General features: G+C 55.5%; 18 protein-coding genes and 1 pseudogene. 13 read left to right on the top strand and 6 right to left on the bottom strand.

Annotated elements, in window-relative coordinates:
• Positions 1 to 263: 263 nt before the first annotated feature.
• The 4 genes and pseudogenes from ACMWL8_RS15945 to ACMWL8_RS15930 form a co-directional block, all read right to left on the bottom strand.
• Positions 264 to 1,532 (bottom strand): ISL3-like element ISKpn25 family transposase, encoded by a 1,269-nt coding sequence (locus ACMWL8_RS15945; protein ID WP_028018533.1) that lies wholly within the window; start codon positions 1,530 to 1,532, stop codon positions 264 to 266.
• Positions 1,533 to 1,536: 4 nt separating this feature from the next.
• Positions 1,537 to 4,794 (bottom strand): type I restriction endonuclease subunit R, encoded by a 3,258-nt coding sequence (locus tag ACMWL8_RS15940; RefSeq protein ID WP_028018532.1) that lies wholly within the window; start codon positions 4,792 to 4,794, stop codon positions 1,537 to 1,539.
• Positions 4,795 to 5,610: pseudogene (locus ACMWL8_RS15935) on the bottom strand (restriction endonuclease subunit S); the annotation flags it as partial.
• A 485-nt stretch (positions 5,611 to 6,095) separates the two neighbouring features.
• The gene (locus ACMWL8_RS15930; RefSeq protein WP_028018376.1) at positions 6,096 to 8,123 is read right to left on the bottom strand and encodes a type I restriction-modification system subunit M; all 2,028 of its coding nucleotides are present in this window, start codon (positions 8,121 to 8,123) and stop codon (positions 6,096 to 6,098) included.
• Positions 8,124 to 8,716: 593 nt separating this feature from the next.
• Here ACMWL8_RS15930 and galP point away from each other — a divergent pair.
• From galP to ruvX, 7 genes are all read left to right on the top strand, one after another.
• A complete protein-coding gene (gene galP, locus ACMWL8_RS15925; protein WP_045260765.1) occupies positions 8,717 to 10,114 on the top strand; it encodes a galactose/proton symporter in 1,398 nt (465 codons plus the stop codon).
• 58 nt (positions 10,115 to 10,172) lie between these two features.
• Positions 10,173 to 10,670, top strand: a complete 498-nt coding sequence (locus ACMWL8_RS15920; protein ID WP_045260766.1) for a SprT family zinc-dependent metalloprotease — start codon at positions 10,173 to 10,175, stop codon at positions 10,668 to 10,670.
• A 94-nt stretch (positions 10,671 to 10,764) separates the two neighbouring features.
• On the top strand, positions 10,765 to 11,472 hold the full coding sequence (gene endA, locus ACMWL8_RS15915) for a deoxyribonuclease I (RefSeq protein WP_028014365.1): 708 nt from the start codon (positions 10,765 to 10,767) through the stop codon (positions 11,470 to 11,472).
• Positions 11,473 to 11,523: 51 nt separating this feature from the next.
• Positions 11,524 to 12,255 (top strand): 16S rRNA (uracil(1498)-N(3))-methyltransferase, encoded by a 732-nt coding sequence (gene rsmE / locus ACMWL8_RS15910; protein ID WP_041908327.1) that lies wholly within the window; start codon positions 11,524 to 11,526, stop codon positions 12,253 to 12,255.
• Positions 12,256 to 12,274: 19 nt separating this feature from the next.
• Positions 12,275 to 13,222 carry a glutathione synthase gene (gene gshB, locus ACMWL8_RS15905; protein ID WP_033146605.1) on the top strand — a complete coding sequence of 316 codons (948 nt, stop codon included), beginning with the start codon at positions 12,275 to 12,277 and terminating at the stop codon, positions 13,220 to 13,222.
• Positions 13,223 to 13,296: 74 nt separating this feature from the next.
• The gene (locus ACMWL8_RS15900) at positions 13,297 to 13,857 is read left to right on the top strand and encodes a YqgE/AlgH family protein (RefSeq protein ID WP_028014368.1); all 561 of its coding nucleotides are present in this window, start codon (positions 13,297 to 13,299) and stop codon (positions 13,855 to 13,857) included.
• Complete coding sequence (gene ruvX, locus ACMWL8_RS15895; protein WP_021242076.1) at positions 13,857 to 14,273, top strand: Holliday junction resolvase RuvX; 417 nt, start codon at positions 13,857 to 13,859, stop codon at positions 14,271 to 14,273. Before ACMWL8_RS15900 ends, ruvX begins: the two co-directional genes overlap by 1 nt.
• Positions 14,274 to 14,282: 9 nt before the next feature.
• Here the strand turns inward: ruvX and ACMWL8_RS15890 are convergent, their stop codons facing one another.
• Positions 14,283 to 15,263 carry a type IV pilus twitching motility protein PilT gene (locus ACMWL8_RS15890; RefSeq protein WP_045260767.1) on the bottom strand — a complete coding sequence of 327 codons (981 nt, stop codon included), beginning with the start codon at positions 15,261 to 15,263 and terminating at the stop codon, positions 14,283 to 14,285.
• Positions 15,264 to 15,280: 17 nt separating this feature from the next.
• On the opposite strand from ACMWL8_RS15890, the gene ACMWL8_RS15885 reads away from it, so the two are divergent.
• From ACMWL8_RS15885 to ACMWL8_RS15860, 6 genes are all read left to right on the top strand, one after another.
• On the top strand, positions 15,281 to 15,982 hold the full coding sequence (locus ACMWL8_RS15885) for a YggS family pyridoxal phosphate-dependent enzyme (RefSeq protein ID WP_028014370.1): 702 nt from the start codon (positions 15,281 to 15,283) through the stop codon (positions 15,980 to 15,982).
• A gap of 21 nt (positions 15,983 to 16,003) precedes the next feature.
• Positions 16,004 to 16,570 carry a YggT family protein gene (locus tag ACMWL8_RS15880; protein ID WP_045260768.1) on the top strand — a complete coding sequence of 189 codons (567 nt, stop codon included), beginning with the start codon at positions 16,004 to 16,006 and terminating at the stop codon, positions 16,568 to 16,570.
• Positions 16,567 to 16,863, top strand: a complete 297-nt coding sequence (gene yggU / locus ACMWL8_RS15875) for a DUF167 family protein YggU (RefSeq protein ID WP_014885193.1) — start codon at positions 16,567 to 16,569, stop codon at positions 16,861 to 16,863. The genes ACMWL8_RS15880 and yggU overlap by 4 nt, the downstream gene beginning before the upstream one ends.
• A gap of 3 nt (positions 16,864 to 16,866) precedes the next feature.
• Positions 16,867 to 17,460 (top strand): XTP/dITP diphosphatase, encoded by a 594-nt coding sequence (locus ACMWL8_RS15870; RefSeq protein WP_045260769.1) that lies wholly within the window; start codon positions 16,867 to 16,869, stop codon positions 17,458 to 17,460.
• Positions 17,453 to 18,595, top strand: a complete 1,143-nt coding sequence (gene hemW, locus ACMWL8_RS15865) for a radical SAM family heme chaperone HemW (RefSeq protein WP_045260770.1) — start codon at positions 17,453 to 17,455, stop codon at positions 18,593 to 18,595. Before ACMWL8_RS15870 ends, hemW begins: the two co-directional genes overlap by 8 nt.
• A gap of 63 nt (positions 18,596 to 18,658) precedes the next feature.
• Positions 18,659 to 18,997, top strand: a complete 339-nt coding sequence (locus tag ACMWL8_RS15860) for an endonuclease domain-containing protein (RefSeq protein ID WP_028014373.1) — start codon at positions 18,659 to 18,661, stop codon at positions 18,995 to 18,997.
• Between the two features lie 82 nt (positions 18,998 to 19,079).
• Here ACMWL8_RS15860 and ACMWL8_RS15855 read toward each other — a convergent pair whose 3' ends face one another.
• The gene (locus tag ACMWL8_RS15855) at positions 19,080 to 19,796 is read right to left on the bottom strand and encodes a DUF2884 domain-containing protein (protein WP_045260771.1); all 717 of its coding nucleotides are present in this window, start codon (positions 19,794 to 19,796) and stop codon (positions 19,080 to 19,082) included.
• Positions 19,797 to 19,842 lie beyond the last annotated feature (46 nt).

Below are 19,842 nucleotides of genomic sequence, written 5' to 3'. Positions count from 1 at the left end.
GGACTGAGTTATTGTCGCCTAATGATATTCATTTAGCTTGAATGTGAATAGTTACATTATTAAGACACAATAGTAAGGTGTATGAGGCAGCAGGACCGCCACCTTTGAAATTTTGGCTATTTGCATTCTAGGATTGGAATTCATCCATTCTAATCCTTGATTCTTAGTCGGAAAAAAAGCTGCTTCTGGTTGGATTTTTCTGTTTTTCACCACCCAGCGAAAATCTAACATTGGTTGGATTCTCAGACGCGCCATCTCTCGCGTTAATCCAACTCTCCACCTTCTGCCTGCTTCAACAATGTCGGAATGTGCGGTCCATACTCGACCTTGCCTCGTCCTGCTCGAATACCACTGCCAACCTTGCGGGCTTCTTTGGAGTACAACGTCTTTGCACGGATGATCTCATAGCTATAACCCCGACCTAACCGATTGGACATCTTGATCAAGCCGTTGAGCCCTTCGGTATAGCCATTGGTGATTGAGAACGGCGCATCCCAGTAGGCAAAGATGTCGTCGTAATGGTTGTGTACCGTTTTTACCAGTGTTTTGAAAGGCTCCATGCCATAAGGTGGAAGGCTGTTCTCCCAAGCCTCAAAGGCGTTCTGAGCGCTCTGCTTGTCGGGTTCGTCGTAGATGCAGAAGAAGGCTTCCTTGAAGTCATAGGCCATGGCAAGTGCTGGGATCGCCTGCTTTACAACCTCCAGCGCCTTTTGCTCTGCGGGTGTCAAGTTGCCGGGTCGCTTCAGGGTGAGCCAGCGAATCGACTTTTTGACGTAAATGCGATCTTCTTTGCTTAACTGTGCCTGATAGTTCTTGCGCTCCACTTCCAAGGCTTCAGAAGCCATCTTGACGACATGGAACTTGTCGATTACCAGTTTGGCGTTGGGCAGATACTGAGCAAAGGAACGCTTGAAGGGTCGCCACATATCCGTACAGACCCATTCCACCTTGTCAGCATCCGGCAAATCCTTGAAGAAGGGCTTCAAATGCTCTTGAGTTCGATGCTCCAACATATCAAAGACGTTGTTGGTTGCCAGATTGGTGATTACACAGCGATACCCTCCGGCCAGGTTCACTTCGTCAATGCCCATGATGACTGGGGTTTCGTAACGAACGGTTTGGGAGAGTTCCTCAATGAGATCGTGAGCGATGTTCTTGACGGTGTTCACCGCCACACCGGTTTGCTCGGCTAAAGCATGGAAGGTGGTTCCCAGGCACTGTTGCCGAATAACATCGACCAGCCGTTTGGTGGCTCGGCGTTTGTCATCCAGAAAACTCAACTCCGGCATGGACATTTTTCCGCACGACTCACAGCGAAAGCGCGGGCGCTGAACTTCAAGGCGGACGGGCTCCATGTACAACGGCGTGTCCATGAACTTGTTTTTGCGCGTACCGTGTCTGTGCATAGGGATGTTGCAGTCCCCACATAACGGCACCTCGACCGTTACCGGCTCAGCAACTATCACAAGGCACTTGCCTTCGTGGCGCATATCGACCGGCTTGATGCCTGGCAGATTCAGCAGGTCAAGCATCTGCTTAATCCATACCTAGATCGATGTCTTTGCCTTCGCGCAGCAGGTCATACACCATATCAACCAATGCGGTCATGCCCTGACGGTCAGACTTGAGCACTTGGGTTGCCAGCTTCTGATGACTGGACAAAGCACGAACAACAGCTTGCTGCACAGCACCGGGGAGGTTGCCTTTCATAGCCTGCTCACGGGTGTTGCTTTCCACCTGAGCCATGACAACATCGCTTTCACCGGTAATCGCTGAAATCTGATTAACGAAAGCCACCTGATCCTGGATCGGCGTCGCCTCACCAAACAGGCTGTTGAGCCTCTCGATAATCTCTTTGACGAATTTCGGCTTGTCGCCTGCCGCGCCACCACCGCCTGCACCTGCTGGTTGCAATACCGGGATTTTGCCTTCGTCTTCTACGTCATCGGGTCGAGCATTGATGTCAAAGCCAGTAAGCACCAGGCCTGTCAAGTCCACGGTTTCCGGTGCTTCGTGCTGAAGGCGCTTTTGCAGCAGCTTGGCGAAAGCGGCAAAGTTCTCCAACTCCGGGTCGCCAAAATCAATCAGTTGGGCGATATAGGAATAGGTACGGCAGAAGCGCCCCAGGTCCGACTTGAAGCCCATCAGCGCCTTGATTTGCTCGGCATACTCATCCTGGTGGTGATCGGCAGACTTCATGCCCGCCTCATCACCCCTGGCGCGGGCCTTCTCAAACGCTGTTTCCCAGGTTGCCATGCCATCGCGCAACATTTTCATCTTGTCGTTATACAAGGCCGTCGCTCCAGCTGTAGCGGCATAAAGCGCCTTGTGCTGTGGCGATTTAGTATGGGTGATATCGCGGATGGTCTTGAAGCGGGCTTCCTTGAACGCGGCCAAGTCCTTCTCGTCGTACAGGCCGTGCTCGTCCAGTCGCTCCTTGATCTCGTAGACCACATTGAGGTCTTGCACTTCGCCGATGTGAGCGCCCTTGTCATAGGTGGCAAAGGCCTTGCGCACGTTCTCTGGATCGTTCACGAAGTCAATGATAAAGACTTCATCCTTCCCAGGTGCCGTCCGGTTCAGGCGGGCGAAGGTCTGCACAATCTCCACATGGTTGGCGATTTTCTTGTCCACATACATGGCGACCAGTTTGGGCTGGTCAAAGCCGGTCTGGAACTTGTCGGCCACCAACATCACCCGGTATTCCGGGCGGTCAAAGGCAAAGCGCAAATCCTGCCCGTGGACATCCGGGTTCATGCTCTGCTCGGTGAACTCCTCGTTCTCATCGACGATAAACACATCATCCTTGAACTCGCTGTCATCCTGGTGCATCACCTGCTTACCGTTCATCTTGCCCGAGAATGCCACCAGTGAATGAATAAAGCCGTACTCGCTGTGCTGCTCGATATAGCGGTCAAACGCCTTCTTGTAGCGAATGGCAGCGGCACGGGAGCTGGTCACGACCATCGCCTTGGCCTTGCCATCCAGCCGGTGGACGACGTTTTTGGTGAAGTGCTCAACGATAAACTGTACCTTCTGGGTCACATTGGTGGGATGCAATGACATCCACTGTGCTAGGGCGCGTTTGGCAGCCTTGCCGCTTACCCGCTTGCTGTCTTCAAGCTGCTTGGAAAGGTTGAAGGCCGTTTTGTAGGGCACATAGCCGTTCAACACATCGAGAATGAATTTCTCCTCAATGGCCTGGCGCATGGTGTACAGGTGGAAGGCTTGCGGCGGGTTATCGTCCGAGATCGGTTGGCTTGGATCTGTCGGGCGACCAAACAGCATCAAAGTGGAGTGCTTGGGCGTGCCGGTAAAGGCGAAGTAGCTGATATTGTCCGGGCGGGCGCGAGACTTTTGCAGTTGCTCCAGTAGTTCATCCACCGTCATGGTGGACATCTTGCCTTGTCCGCTCATCCCCAGCGCGGCTTGCAGCTTAGCGGCGGTAGAGCCTGTCTGCGAGTTATGCGCCTCATCAATGATCACAGCAAAGTTTTTCCCTTTCAGAGCCTTGTCAGTGATGATGGCTTCCATCGCGTAGGGGAAGGTCTGGATCGTGACTACCACAATCGGCGTACCAGACAACAAGGCATCCGAGAGCTGCTTGCTTTTGGACTTGGATGACTTCTGCCGGTCAATGGCGGCGATCACCCCAAACTGATGGTCAATCTGCTTCACCGCGTCCTGAAGCTGGCCGTCCAGCACATTACGGTCGGTGACAATGATCACGCTGTTAAATACCGCGTCGCCGTTATCTTCGCGCAGTTTCACCAAGTCATGGGCCGTCCAGGAAATGGTGCTGGTCTTGCCGGAACCGGCGCTGTGGTCACACAGGTAGGTCATGCCTGCGCCGTTTTCGCGGGCATCGGCCAGCATCTGGTTAACTGCCGTCCATTGGTGAAAGCGCGGGAAAATCAGAGTTTCTTTCTTCGACCAGTTGCCCTGAATATCCACCACGTCCTTTTTCTCGACGTAGACAAAGCTATGGAAAATCCGCAGCCAGGCATCCGGCTGGCAGACCGCCTCCCAGAAGTAGGCTACCGGGTATTCCTGGGTACCATCGGCCTTAATTTCACCTGGCGGGTTACCCGAATGTACCGTGCCGCTTTCGTCCTTTCGCCCCTTATTGAACGGCAGGAAAAAGGTGTTTTCTCCATCCAGCTTGGTCGCCATCATGATTTCAGAGTCGGACATGGCGAAATGCACCACCGCCCCGCGCTTGAAGGTCAGCAATGGCTCCCGGCGTTTGGTCTTGGCGTCATACGGCAGGCGATCATTGCGGTACTGATCCATGGCCGCTTCGCAGGACTGGGTGAAGTCGGTCTTCAGTTCGACGGTTGCCACCGGCAGACCGTTGATAAACAGCACCAAATCAATGGCAAATTCACGGGCCGGCTGATACTTCAGCTCCGGCACCACGCGCAGGATATTGGCCTGGTAACGCTCAATGACTGCTGCATTGCGCTTGTCTTCCGGTGCAGCCTCGGTCATCTCAATCAGGCCGCAACCGGCAATGGAAAAACCCTGGCGCAACACCTGCATGGTGCCTTGTTTCTCCAGTGCTTTATCCAGGCGATCCATCAGCACTTCAAGGGTTTTGGCCCCGTTGAGCCGTTCCAGCTTGTCCCATTTTTCCTGCTGGCCGCTGGTTTTGATCCAGCTTTCCAAGTCTTCGGGATACACCGCCCGCTCGGTGTCGTAGAACTTGGAATCACCCAGCTTCCAGCCCTGATCTACCAACCGGTCGATGATGTATTGCTGGAAGTGTTTTTCCTGATGTGCTGCTGATTGCATTTATTGTTTTCCTCGCAAATCAATCTGGCCGGTGACAGCGGCGGTGATAAAGGCCGAGCGGCGCTCTTTAAGTAGGGTAATACTTTGCTCTGCCTTGCCAATCAACGCATCAATACGGGCGGTTTCGCGGTCGAGTGTGGCCGCGATGGTGGCTTGTTCTTCTCGTTGAGGAACAGGCAGTACCATAGAACTGTATTTTTCAGCGCTAACATTCTGTATTGTGGACTGTATATTGCTTCCGCTAATATATTCCCAATAAGAGTGAGACTGAAGGTAAGCGTAAATATACTTTGGAAGAGCCTTTTCTTCATTACAGCTAGCTTTTATCAAGTATCCTGCAAAGCACGCAGCACCATTAGTCTCTCTGTATAGAAAGCTTTTCCCTACTGTCGCACCGCTTCTTGCGAGCAATATGTCGCCGTCAGACAGTAAATAACTATAAGCTTTATCCCATGGCAGAGTCTTAAATGTATCCTCCCTTAAGGTGCCGTTCTCTGTCAGGTCAGTAATACGGATATACCTTGGATGATTTGGGTCATCACTTTCCGCAGACTCATTAGCCCCATAGGACACAGGAGCAGAAAGGATGTATTTGAACGGCTTCACCTCCCAATGCTCCGGCACCTGCCCAATCCATTCAACGCCGGAATCCTTCATCTTCACGTTGGGGTCTAGCCCCTTGGTGACCGCATGGGTAATCAGCGCCTGTCGCTTTTCCTTCAGTAGCTCGATAAAGCGGGTTTTCTTCTCGACAAGCGCATCAATACGGGCGGTTTCGCGGTCGAGGGTGGTTAGTATTTGCGCTTGCTCAGGCTGATCTGGGTATACAACTTCAATTGAACCGATATGCCCCCAATCTGCACGAGGCATTTTCGCTCCCTCGCATCCTGACTCTATTTGATGCGTTACATCAGGAGTTAAAAGCCATTCTTGCAGCCATCTGGGTTCTGTTTTTTCAGCCCTCAGAACCAAAAATTCTGTTGAGCAGCACCCTGCCATCTCTGAAATAATGGCTTTTCGCAAATATGGACGCAGCTTACCGTACAGGACATCCCCTTCATAAAAGATGCCTACAGTTGAATCTTCTGATTGACGGGAGCTTCCATTCGTTGGCTTGTACTGCCCTGATCCTGCTTCTACATCCTCAAGTCCGATATAAATGGTATCAGTAGATACATCATTTCGTCGTTCATTGCGCAATGACGCCAGTCGCTTGACTCTCGCTACCTTCCAATGCTCCGGCACCTGCCCAATCCACTCAATACCGGAATCCTTATATGCGGGATATGCTCTGTACTGGCTCATTCGCTGGCCACCTCCGCCAGTAGCGCGGCAATCTCGGCTTCTACTTGCTTCAGGTCTTCATCAATATCTTGCAGCTTGCGCGGCGGCTGGTACTGGTAGAAGAAGCGGTTGAAGTTGATCTCATAGCCAACGCGGCCCAATTGACCATCCCTGGCATCGGTAAAGCTCTCATCCATCCAGGCATCCGGCACATGAGGAAGCACTTCGCGAGCAAAGTAGTCGTCGATGTCCTCCAGATAGGGGACGTTCTCGTAATCAGTTAAATCAGTGTCTGGCACCAGCTCGCCGTTGGAATCCGTGACTGGCTCGGCTTTCGGGTCTTTGTGACCAAAGGCGTTGATTAGCGCGGTGATCAATGTCTTGTTGGATTTGACCTTGAGCTGCTTGGCTTCATCGGACTTGATAGAGTTCCTAACAAAGGTTTCTGCCCAGCTATAGGGCTGCGTTTGCCCGATCAGCGGCTTGAGGGCTTCGCGCCAGAATGTCTGATGCGCGTCAGAGAGCTTTTCCCAGGCAGCTTCGGCTTCCAGCCGCTCCATACCCACCTTATCCAGCTCCAGGGTCATGCGCAGCGGGCGCAGGACCCTGATACGGCGGTAGCCAAAGGTACGGTAGTCCATCATCCGGGAAAGCGCTCCGGTTTCGCCTGTGGCGTAGATGTCCAGAATCTGGCGACGCTGCTCATCGCTGACAATACGGCGTTTGTTGCCCTCGTTGCGGATTGAAGTCCACAGGTCGGTGGCGTTAATCAACTGCACCTTGCCTTTGCGCTCCTGCGGCTTCTTGTTGGACAGAATCCACAGGTAGGTGGCGATATTGGTGCGGAAGAACAGATCCGTTGGCAGAGCTACAATGGCTTCAATCAGGTCGTCTTCCAGCAACCAACGGCGTATTTCCGATTCGCCAGACGCGGCACCGCCGTTAAACAGTGGCGAACCGGACAGCACAATAGCGGCGCGGCCACCGCCGTTGATCGGCAGTTCTAGCTTGCTCGCCAGGTGCATCAAAAACAGCATGGAGCCATCGCTAATTTTCGGCAGGCCCGGCCCAAAACGGCCCAACTCACCTTTTTTGTGTTCCGCTTCGACGGCGGTTTTGTCCTTCTCCCATTTCTTGCCGAAAGGCGGATTGGACAGGCAGTAGTGGAAACGCTCACCGGCAAACTGGTCGTTGGACAGCGTGCTACCCTGACGAATGTTCTTCGACAGATCTCGGCCAGGGTCGGACTCCAAACGGCGGATCAGCATACCGGCCACACAAACCGCATGGGTTTCCGGCTCCAACTCCTGCCCGTGCGGCACCAGCACTGGCGGGATCTTGTCGCGGTTACCGTAGTCGCCCACATGGTTCATGGCATCGGTGAGGAAGCCACCCGTGCCACAGGTCGGGTCATACAGAGTACGAATCAAACCGGGGCTGGCCTCAAACAGGGCATCATCCGGGTCAAGTAGCAATGCGGTCGCCAGGTGAACGATGTCGCGCGGCGTCATGAAGTCCTCGGCCCCTTCATTGACCTCGGCACCAAAGCGGCGAATTAGGTGTTCGTAGATGTTACTCATCACCCGATCCGGAACCACGTCCGGGTGCAGGTCGATCTTGGCGAAGTTCTGGCAAATCTTGTACAGCAAGCCCGCTTTCTCCAGCCGGATCACCGTATTGCCAAATTCAAACTCCTCGAAGATAGCGCGGGCGTTATCCGAAAACAGGGCGATGTAGTCTTCCAGATTGCGGCGCGTCTTGGTGCTACCCAGGGTACCGAGGGAGTATTCAGAGGTGTTGTAGAAGGGGTATTCAGCGGTTGAGCGCAGAATGGTATCCAGCTCAACATCGGCATCCTTGAAAGCGTCATGCGCTTCTCTCACCGCCTCGCGGGTCGGGTCCAGCGCACACTCCAGGCGGCGCAGCAGGGTAAACGGCAAAATGATCTTGCCAAAGTCCGTATGCTTGAAGTCCCCCCAAAGGTCTTCCGCATTCTTCCAAATAAAGTCAGCCTGTGAAGCTGCCGATCCCGTAAATTCGCTCATTCTGGACTCCAACCACTTTTTGCACAGAACGGTACTGGAGTCAATCTGCGAATGTCAACCAGATTTTGCACAAAAGGGGATGGATTTAAATTCTTGGCTAAATTTGCGATCCTACCTCAGAATGCAAATAGCCGAAATTTTTAGGAAGAATATCGTACACACCGCTATACACAGTGTGTACATCTTAAGATGTAGGCCAAAACATTAATATGTAATCATTATTTTCAAGTCACAATCAATAAACACCCTATTAACTGTATACTCAAGTATGCTGGCTTTTTTTATGTCGGGTGGCGGCTTAAGCCGCACAACTGAAAGCGATTACACCGCACCGGCACCACTCCGCTTTCAGAATAATCTCTTTGCATGTTCGCCTTTCTTCTGCTGTTACATTTCCTTTCAGTTAAGTCTGAAATTCAAACAAACGCGATGCGCATCACCTCGTTTACCTCTATATTTTCAAAGCTTTAATAATTTTTACGGTTGCACGTTAGTGTAACCGATTACACCATTGTGATTAATCTCACATATTTTTACGGGTCGCTCACCTACCCTTATCATCAATAAAACTGATAACCCAACTGGAGGGCATAATGCCTGACAATAAAAAACAGGGGCGTACGTCCAACAAGGCGATGACTTTCTTCGTCTGCTTCCTCGCCGCCCTGGCAGGATTACTCTTTGGCCTGGATATCGGCGTCATTGCCGGCGCTCTTCCCTTCATCGCAGACGAATTCCAGATTAACGCGCATACCCAGGAATGGGTGGTTAGCTCCATGATGTTCGGTGCGGCCGTTGGGGCCGTCGGCAGCGGCTGGCTCTCCTTCAAGCTCGGACGCAAAAAGAGCCTGATGATCGGTGCGATCCTCTTCGTCGCCGGTTCGCTCTTCTCCGCTGCCGCCCCTAACGTTGAAGTGCTAATTCTTTCCCGCGTGCTGCTGGGCCTTGCGGTGGGCGTGGCGTCTTACACCGCCCCGCTTTACCTCTCCGAAATTGCGCCGGAGAAAATCCGCGGCAGCATGATTTCCATGTACCAGCTGATGATCACCATCGGTATTCTCGGCGCTTACCTGTCCGATACCGCGTTCAGCTACAGCGGCGCATGGCGCTGGATGCTCGGCGTGATCATCATCCCGGCCATTCTGCTGCTGATTGGCGTCTTCTTCCTGCCGGACAGCCCGCGCTGGTTTGCCGCCAAGCGCCGCTTCGTTGATGCCGAACGCGTGCTGCTCCGCCTGCGCGATACCAGCGCGGAAGCGAAAAACGAGCTGGAAGAGATCCGCGAAAGCCTGAAGGTAAAACAGTCCGGCTGGGCGCTGTTTAAAGAGAACAGCAACTTCCGTCGGGCGGTGTTCCTCGGCGTGCTGCTGCAGGTGATGCAGCAGTTCACCGGGATGAACGTCATCATGTACTACGCGCCAAAAATCTTTGAACTGGCGGGCTACACCAACACCACCGAGCAGATGTGGGGCACCGTTATTGTGGGCCTGACCAACGTGCTGGCGACCTTTATCGCCATCGGCCTGGTGGACCGCTGGGGTCGTAAGCCAACCCTGACCCTGGGCTTCCTGGTGATGGCGACAGGTATGGGCGTTCTCGGTACGATGATGCATGTGGGCATCCACTCCCCAACCGCCCAGTACTTCGCGGTGGGCATGCTGCTAATGTTTATCGTCGGGTTTGCGATGAGCGCCGGTCCGCTGATTTGGGTACTGTGCTCTGAAATCCAGCCGCTGAAAGGGCGTGATTTTGGTATCACCTGCTCTACCGCAACCAACTGGATTGCCAACATGATCGTCGGCGCAACGTTCCTGACCATGCTCAACACCCTGGGCAATGCCACCACCTTCTGGGTCTACGCCGGTCTGAACATCTTCTTTATTGTGCTGACCGTCTGGCTGGTTCCAGAAACCAAACATGTTTCTCTGGAACATATTGAACGTAACCTGATGAAAGGTCGTCCGCTGCGCGAAATCGGCGCCCACGACTGATCCTCTTGCGGGAGGCGCCTCTTGCGCCTCCCCGCTTCCCGCTTTATGCTCTGCCCCTATGAAAGCTCCCCGTCTCCCCATCGCCATTCAGCAAGCCGTTATGCGCAGCCTGCGGGAAAAACTTGCCCAGGCGAATCTGAAACTCGGCCGTAATTACCCTGAACCGAAGCTGGTCTATCAGCAGCGCGGCACCGCAGCCGGCACCGCCTGGCTGGAATCGTACGAGATCCGCCTGAACCCGGTGCTGATGATGGAAAACCAGCAGGCGTTTATTGAAGAAGTGGTGCCGCACGAGCTGGCGCACCTGCTGGTGTGGAAACACTTCGGACGCGTCGCGCCGCATGGAAAAGAGTGGAAGTGGATGATGGAAGCGGTGCTCGACGTTCCGGCGCGCCGTACCCATCAGTTTGAGCTGGAATCGGTGCGCCGCAACACCTTCCCCTACCGCTGCCAGTGCCAGCAGCACCAGCTTACCGTCCGCCGCCATAACCGCGTGGTGCGCGGCGAGGCGACCTACCGCTGCGTCAAATGCGGCGAACCGCTGATTGCGGAGTAATCGCCTGAACTTTCAGGAACTTTTCTGATCTGACTGATTGCATACAGGAACAACATTCGTTACGTTGCGGGCTCGTTTTGACACGGAGTGTAAGATGTCCCGTAATGTTTCTCTCGCGGTCGCTTTTCTGGCGACGGCGCTTTCCGGTCAGGCCCTGGCCGACGGTATCAACAGTTTTTCCCAGGCCAAGGCAGCAGGCGTGAAGGTGAACGCCGATGTGCCGGGCGATTTCTACTGCGGCTGCAAAATTAACTGGCAGGGCAAAAAAGGGGTCGTTGACCTCGAATCCTGCGGCTATAAGGTGCGTAAAAACGAAAACCGCGCCAGCCGCATCGAGTGGGAGCATGTCGTTCCGGCCTGGCAGTTTGGTCACCAGCGCCAGTGCTGGCAGGACGGCGGACGTAAAAACTGCGCCAAAGATCCGGTTTATCGCCAGATGGAAAGCGACATGCATAACCTGCAGCCTGCGGTAGGTGAAGTGAACGGCGATCGCGGCAATTTCATGTACAGCCAGTGGAACGGTGGCGAAGGCCAGTACGGCCAGTGCGGTATGAAGGTAGATTTCAAAGAGAAAGTCGCCGAGCCCCCTGCCCGCGCGCGCGGCAGTATCGCCCGCACCTACTTCTACATGCGTGACCGTTATGACCTCAACCTTTCACGCCAGCAGACGCAGCTGTTCAATGCCTGGGATAAGCAGTATCCGGTGACGGAATGGGAATGCCAGCGCGACGAACGTATCGCCAGAGTCCAGGGGAATCATAACCCTTACGTCCAGCGGGCTTGCCAGGCGCAAAAGAGCTAACCTACACTACGGCAATTCGCTTATACCGCATGACATATGGAATTTTTGACTATGCGCATTCCCCGCATTTACCACCCTGAACTGATTACCGCAGGCCGCGAAATCGCCCTGTCTGACGACGCCGCTAACCACGTTGGCCGCGTGCTGCGCATGGGGGCTGGCCAGGCAATACAGCTGTTCGACGGCTCTAATCAGGTTTTCGACGCGGAAATCACGCGGGCGGATAAAAAAAGCGTGCATGTGAATGTCTTGCGCGGCGAAGTGGACGACCGTGAATCGCCGCTGCACATCCACCTTGGGCAGGTGATGTCGCGCGGAGAAAAGATGGAGTTCACCATTCAAAAATCCATTGAGCTGGGTGTAAGCCTCATTACGCCACTTTTTTCCGAGCGCTGTGGCGTTAAACTGGATGCGGAACGTCTGAACAAAAAGATCCAGCAGTGGCAGAAAATCGCCATTGCGGCCTGCGAACAGAGCGGCCGCAACCGTATTCCGGAGATCCGCCCGGCGATGGATCTGGAGGACTGGTGTGCAGAAGAGGATAGCGGGCTGAAGCTCAATCTTCATCCGCGCGCCAGCGCCAGCATCAATACGCTGCCGCTGCCCGTTGAGCGCGTACGCCTGCTGATTGGCCCCGAAGGCGGCCTGTCGGCTGACGAAATTGCGATGACGGCGCGCTACCAGTTTACTGATATTCTGTTGGGACCTCGCGTTCTGCGCACTGAGACAACGGCACTCACGGCCATAACCGCGCTACAGGTACGGTTTGGCGATCTGGGTTGAAGTATAAACGGAGAAGAACATGATAAAGCTCGGCATCGTGATGGATCCCATCGCAAACATTAACATCAAGAAAGACTCCAGCTTCGCCATGCTGCTGGAAGCGCAGCGTCGTGGCTATGAGCTCCACTATATGGAGATGAACGATCTTTATCTGATCAACGGTGAAGCCCGCGCACGCACCCGCATCGTTAACGTCGAGCAGAACTACGACAAATGGTACGAATTCGGCACCGAGCAGGACATTGCCCTGGCCGACCTCAACGTCATCCTGATGCGTAAAGACCCGCCGTTTGACACCGAATACATCTATAGCACCTACATCCTTGAGCGTGCCGAAGAGAAAGGGACGCTGATCGTCAACAAGCCGCAGAGCCTGCGCGACTGCAACGAGAAGCTTTACACCGCCTGGTTCTCTGACCTGACGCCGGAAACGCTGGTCACCCGCAGCAAAGCGCAGCTGAAAGAATTCTGGCAGAAGCACGGCGACATCATCATGAAGCCGCTGGACGGCATGGGCGGCGCGTCTATTTTCCGCGTGAAGGAAGGCGACCCGAACATTGGCGTGATTGCCGAAACGCTGACCGAGCTGGGCACGCGTTACTGCATGGCGCAAAACTATATTCCAGCGATCAAAGATGGCGATAAGCGCGTGCTGGTCGTGGACGGTGAGCCGGTGCCTTACTGCCTGGCGCGTATCCCACAGGGTGGCGAAACCCGCGGTAACCTGGCGGCAGGTGGCCGCGGCGAGCCGCGCCCGCTAACCGAAAGCGACTGGGAAATTGCCCGCCGCGTTGGCCCAACGCTGAAAGCCAAAGGCCTGATCTTCGTTGGCCTGGATATCATCGGCGATCGCCTGACCGAAGTTAACGTCACCAGCCCAACCTGCATTCGCGAAATCGAAGCGGAGTTCCCGATCTCGATCACCGGAATGCTGATGGACGCTATCGAAAAACGTTTACAGAAATAAACTGTGACAGCGCCTGGGTTTATCCCCATACTGGGCGCTGTCGCTTTTTAAACCAGGAAACAGTACCTCTGACAATGAATTTACAGCATCACTTTCTTATTGCCATGCCTGCTCTCCAGGATCCGATTTTTCGCCGCGCCGTGGTTTATATTTGTGAATACAATGAAGACGGCGCGATGGGTATTATCATCAACAAACCGCTGGAAAACCTGCAGGTTGAAGGGATTCTGGACAAGCTGAAAATCTCGGCTGAAGCGCGCCTGCCGGAAATCCGGCTTGATAAACCGGTGATGCTGGGTGGACCTCTTGCCGAAGATCGCGGCTTTATCCTGCATACCCCGCCGGTATTCTCTTCCAGCATTCGCATCTCCGATAACACCGTGATCACCACCTCGCGCGACGTGCTTGAAACGCTGGGCACCGCTGAACAGCCTTCCGAAGTGCTGGTGGCGCTGGGCTATTCGTCGTGGGAAAAAGGCCAGCTTGAGCAAGAGATCCTCGATAACGCCTGGCTTACCGCACCTGCGGACATGAATATTCTGTTTAAAACCCCTATTGCCGATCGCTGGCGTGACGCGGCAAAGCTGATTGGCATCGATATTCTGACCATGCCTGGCGTAGCGGGGCACGCGTAATGAGCGGCACCCTTCTCGCCTTCGACTTCGGCACCAAAAGCATCGGCGTCGCCGTGGGTCAACGGATCACCGGCACCGCCCGCCCGCTCACGGCGCTGAAAGCAAACGACGGCACGCCGGACTGGAACCTTATTGAGCGCCTGCTCAAAGAGTGGCAGCCGGACGACGTGATTGTCGGCCTGCCGCTGAACATGGACGGCACCGAGCAACCGCTTACCGCCCGCGCGCGTAAATTCGCCAATAAAATCCATGGCCGCTTTGGCGTCTCCGTGAAGCTTCACGACGAGCGTCTCAGCACCGTCGAAGCGCGTGCAGGCCTGTTTGAACACGGTGGCTTCCGGGCGCTAAACAAAGGCAGCGTAGACTCCGCTTCAGCCGTTATCATCCTCGAAAGCTACTTCGAACAGGGCTTTTAACGCAGGGGCCTACAGCCGCCCCTGTGCCCGTCTCTCCGCCAGGCTCTGGTCAAAGTTCTGCATTCCCGCCTGCTGGCCGGTTTGAATGATGCCGGGCAACTGCCACGTCTTCCCCTCACGAATCAGATTCGCCGCCGCCGCGGTGTTTACCAGCAGCTCGTACAGCGCGACGCGCCCGCCCTGAAGATCTGGAAGCAGCTTTTGTGCCAGCACTGCCCGCAGGCTGCCGGCCAGCTGGTTACGCACCGGATCTTTCTCCTGCGCCGGGAACGTATCGACCAGCCGTTCAATCGCCTGTGCTGCCCCGCGCGTGTGCAACGTCGCCAGCACCAGATGCCCGGTCTCCGCCGCCGTCAGCGCCAGGCGCATCGTTTCGCTGTCGCGCAGCTCCCCCAGCAAAATAACGTCCGGGTCCTCGCGTAACGCACTGCGCAGCGCCTCTGCAAATGACGGGCTGTGCTGGCCTATCTCCCGCTGCTGAATCAGGCAACGTTCACTCTGGTACATAAACTCCACCGGATCTTCAAGCGTGAGGATATGGCCGTCAGTATGGCGGTTGAGGAAGTCGACCATTGCGGCCAGCGTGGTGGATTTACCGCTGCCGGTCGCTCCCGTTACCAGAATCAACCCATTGTCGCTGGACAACAGTTCGGGAATAGCGCGCGGCACCCCAAGCGAAGGGAGCTGCGGACAGGAACGCGGCAACAGCCGCAGGGTAACGGAGATGCCCTTCATCTGCTTAAACGCACTGCCGCGCAGACGCTGGTCTCCTGCGATCGTCACGGCAAAATCGACCTGCCCGTTTGCCCACCATGCGCCCTGCTGTTCGTCGTTGAGCCACGCCTTTAGCAACGCCCCGACATCCGGCGGCGGAAACGGGGCCGGCTCAAGGCGGCCCAATCTGCGCCAGCGCGGTGGTGAATCACTGCACAGGTGTAGATCGGAGACGTTATGCTTTACACTAAGGGCCACAATTTCTTCCACATCCATAGACTACTCCTCGGAAAATGAACGACATTGCGCATAACCTGGCACAGGTCCGGGACAAAATCTCAGCCGCTGCAACGCGTTGCGGCCGTGCTTCAGAAGAAATTACGCTACTTGCAGTCAGCAAAACCAAGCCTGCGAGCGCCATCGCAGAAGCGATTGCTGCAGGTCACCGGGCGTTTGGCGAAAACTACGTGCAGGAAGGTGTGGATAAAATTCGCTACTTCCAGGAGCAGGAGACGTCCGATCTGCAATGGCACTTTATTGGTCCCCTGCAGTCGAACAAAAGCCGTCTGGTAGCAGAGCACTTTGACTGGTGCCATACCATCGACCGTCTGCGTATTGCTTCCCGTCTGAGCGACCAGCGCCCGGCGGAGATGCCTGCGCTTAACGTGCTGATTCAAATCAACATCAGTGATGAAAACAGCAAGTCCGGCATTGCGCTGAGCGAGCTGGATGCGCTGGCCGCAGAGGTGGCCGCCCTGCCGCGCTTAACCCTGCGCGGGCTGATGGCCATTCCGGCACCTGAGTCAAGTTATGAAAGGCAGTTTGCCGTGGCACAGCAAATGGCTGTAGCATTTGAGGCGCTTAAAGCGCGCTATGAAACGGTAGACACGCTTTCACTGGGCATGTCGGATGATATGGAAGCCGCCATCGCGGCAGGCAGCACTATGGTGCGCATCGGCACAGCCATTTTCGGTGCGCGCGACTACACCAAATAATAAGGAAACCTGAGGAACGCCATGAAGACGTTGACTTTCCTGCTCTCAACGGTCATTGAGCTGTACACGATGGCGCTTTTGCTGCGCGTCTGGATGCAGTGGGCCCGCTGTGACTTTTACAATCCGTTCTCCCAGTTTGTCGTGAAAATCACGCAACCTGTTGTCGGACCGCTGCGCCGTATTATCCCGGCCATGGGCCCCATCGACAGCGCTTCGCTGCTGGTGGCGTTTATTCTGAGCGTGCTCAAAGCCATCGTGCTGTTTATGGTCATCACCTTCCAGCCGATTATCTGGATTGCCGCCGTCCTGATTCTGATCAAAACCGTCGGTTTGCTGATCTTCTGGGTACTGCTGGTGATGGCGATCATGAGCTGGGTAAGCCAGGGACGTAGCCCGGTAGAGTACGCCTTGATTCAGCTGGCCGAGCCGCTGCTGCGTCCGATCCGTAACCTGCTCCCGTCCATGGGCGGCATCGACTTCTCCCCGATGATCCTGGTGCTGCTGCTCTATGTGATCAACATGGGGATCGCCGAACTGCTCCAGTCTACGGGCGATATGCTGCTGCCGGGGCTGTGGATGGCGCTATGAGTGCAGTAAGCACCTGCGCCGACGGGCTGGTTTTACGGCTGTATATTCAGCCGAAAGCCAGCCGTGACAGTATTGTTGGGCTGCATGGCGACGAGCTAAAGGTCGCCATCACCGCCCCACCGGTCGATGGCCAGGCGAACGCGCATCTGACCAAATATCTGGCAAAACAGTTTCGCGTCGCCAAAAGCCAGGTCATCATTGAAAAAGGTGAACTTGGGCGGCATAAACAGGTAAAAATCCTTAATCCGCAATCTATCCCGACGGAAGTCGCGGCTCTGACAGAACAGGACTAAACCATGCAGAAAGTTGTTCTCGCGACCGGTAACGCCGGTAAAGTGCGCGAGCTGGCCTCGCTATTAAATGATTTTGGGCTGGACGTGGTGGCCCAGACCGAGTTGGGCGTGGAGTCCGCCGAAGAGACGGGCCTGACGTTTATCGAAAACGCCATTCTGAAAGCGCGCCATGCGGCGCAGGTAACCGGCCTGCCCGCGATTGCCGACGACTCCGGTCTGGCCGTGGATTTTCTCGGCGGCGCGCCGGGAATTTACTCCGCGCGCTATTCCGGGGTGGACGCCACCGACCAGCAGAATCTGGAAAAGCTGCTCGTGGCCCTGAAGGACGTTCCCGACGAACAGCGTACCGCGCAGTTCCACTGCGTGCTGGTCTTCATGCGTCATGCAGAAGACCCGACGCCGATTGTCTGTCACGGCAGCTGGCCGGGCGTGATTACCCGTGAAGCGGCTGGCAACGGCGGCTTTGGCTACGACCCGATTTTCTTTGTCCCGACCGAGGGCAAAACCGCTGCGGAACTGACCCGCGAAGAGAAAAGCGCGATTTCCCACCGTGGACGCGCGCTGAAACTGTTACTGGAAGCACTGCGTAATGGCTAATTTGCCGCCTCTGAGTCTTTATATTCATATCCCGTGGTGCGTGCAGAAATGCCCGTACTGCGATTTCAATTCGCACGCGCTGAAGGGCGAAGTGCCGCACGATGACTACGTCGCGCATCTGCTGGCCGACCTGAACGCCGATGTGCCGTACGCGCAGGGACGTGAAGTTAAGACCATTTTCATTGGTGGCGGTACGCCGAGCCTGCTGTCAGGCCCGGCAATGCAGACGCTGCTGGACGGCGTGCGTGCGCGCCTGAACCTGGCGGCGGATGCGGAAATTACGATGGAAGCCAACCCTGGCACCGTTGAGGCCGACCGTTTTGTCGAGTATCAGCGCGCGGGCGTGAACCGCATCTCCATCGGCGTGCAGAGCTTTAGCGAGCCGAAGCTGAAGCGTCTGGGTCGCATTCACGGCCCGGAAGAGGCCAAGCGCGCGGCGAACCTGGCAACGGGGCTTGGGCTGCGCAGCTTTAACCTCGATTTGATGCATGGCCTGCCGGATCAGTCGCTGGAAGAGGCGCTGGACGACCTGCGCCAGGCAATTGAACTGAACCCGCCGCATTTGTCGTGGTATCAGCTCACCATCGAGCCGAACACGCTGTTTGGCTCACGCCCGCCGGTGCTGCCGGATGACGACGCGCTGTGGGATATCTTCGAGCAGGGCCACACGCTTTTGACCGCTGCCGGCTATCAGCAGTATGAAACGTCCGCCTACGCGAAGCCGGGCTTCCAGTGTCAGCACAACCTGAACTACTGGCGTTTTGGTGATTATCTGGGGATTGGCTGCGGCGCCCACGGCAAGGTGACCTTCCCGGATGGTCGCATCCTTCGCACCGCCAAAACCCGCCACCCGCGCGGGTATATGGAAGGCCGCTACCTGGAGCGTCAGCACGACGTTGAGGCGGCGGATAAGCCGTTTGAGTTCTTTATGAACCGTTTCCGCCTGCTGGAAGCCGCGCCGCGCGCGGAGTTTTCGCTGTACACCGGCCTGGCGGAATCGGTGATTCGTCCGCAGATTGACGAAGCGCTGGCAAAGGGGTATCTCACCGAGAGTGAGGAATGCTGGCAGATCACCGAGCACGGCAAGCTGTTCTTAAACTCCCTTCTTGAGCTGTTCCTCGCTGAAGATTCCTGAAGGCTGATTCAGGATTTCGCATCCCGTTCTGCCAGCTAAGGGAAAGGCTGGCAGAGTGTGGGGATGGAAAAATCAAAACAACTCCGTAAACAAATGACGCCCGAAGAGTTACGCCTCTGGTATTTACTCAGGGGACGCCGCTTCTTTGGCTATAAGTTTCGCCGCCAGATGCCGATTGGTGCATATATCGTGGATTTTGCCTGTTTTAAGGCAAAGCTGATTATCGAGCTGGACGGTGGCCAACATCAGAATAACGAAACCTATGATTCACGTCGTACTGAATTTTTGAATGCGAACGGCTGGGAAATACTACGGTTCTGGAATAACGAATTCAGGACAAACGAGGAGGAGGTGTTAATGGCTATCAGGCAACGACTGCGCTGCCTGATGCCCTCACCCTAACCCTCTCCCACAGGGAGAGGGAACAATTACACCCTCTCCCCTGGGGAGAGGGATGGGGTGAGGGGCCCAGCGCTCAGAGAACTTACTTCAGCGTCCCCACCAGCGCCTTCCGGCTGTCTTCCAGCGACACCACGCGTTTACACACGTCTTTGCCGAACTGCTGGAAATCATCTTCCTGGTTCTTCCACTCGTTCTGAATGGAAGTCTGCAAGCCGCCCAGGCTGCCCAGCACGCCCTGCAGCGGGTTACCGCCGCCTTTCAGCACGGCTTTGGCGCCCATCTCGTTGATGCTGTCCTGCAGGATGCCGCCCATCGCCTGGTTCACCAGCTGCTGGCCGTCGGCGCGGACCTGATCGATCGCCTTATAGTGGAACGTCAGGCCATCAGAGCGCTTCTCGATAATGCGGTTCATCTGCTCTTTTAGCTGCTTGTCGAGCTTCGTAAGGCGGGAGCGCATATTACTGCTCTCCCCCACCTCTTTAGTGATGATTTTGTCCAGCGCGACGCGGCTCTTTTCGACGCGCGTCAGGGCGCCTTCATTAATCCATGGCAGCGCGGTACGCAAATCGGCCTGATAATCTTTCGCCTGCTCACGCTGTGCGGCAGTCAGGTTGTACTGTTTGCCGTTAAAGGTGACGTTCCCTTCCGGCGTAATCACCAGATTGCCGTTCTCGCCTTTGACCTGCACGGTTTGCGGGCTTAACACCACGTCATCACGCGGGGTGACGCTACATTGATAATCCGCATGGGCGGTGAATCCGGTTGCCATCAAAGCAACAGCCAGCAACGTTTTGCGCATCTTAAACACTCCCTCAGACAAAATGGGCCAGCTAATGCTGGCCCGC

This window comes from Enterobacter sp. 04-C-12-SI-ECC, assembly GCF_047530715.1.
Taxonomy (GTDB): Bacteria; Pseudomonadota; Gammaproteobacteria; order Enterobacterales; family Enterobacteriaceae; genus Enterobacter; species Enterobacter bugandensis.
Note: the sequence above shows the minus strand (reverse complement) of the source record. Positions and strands in the feature narration are given on the sequence as shown.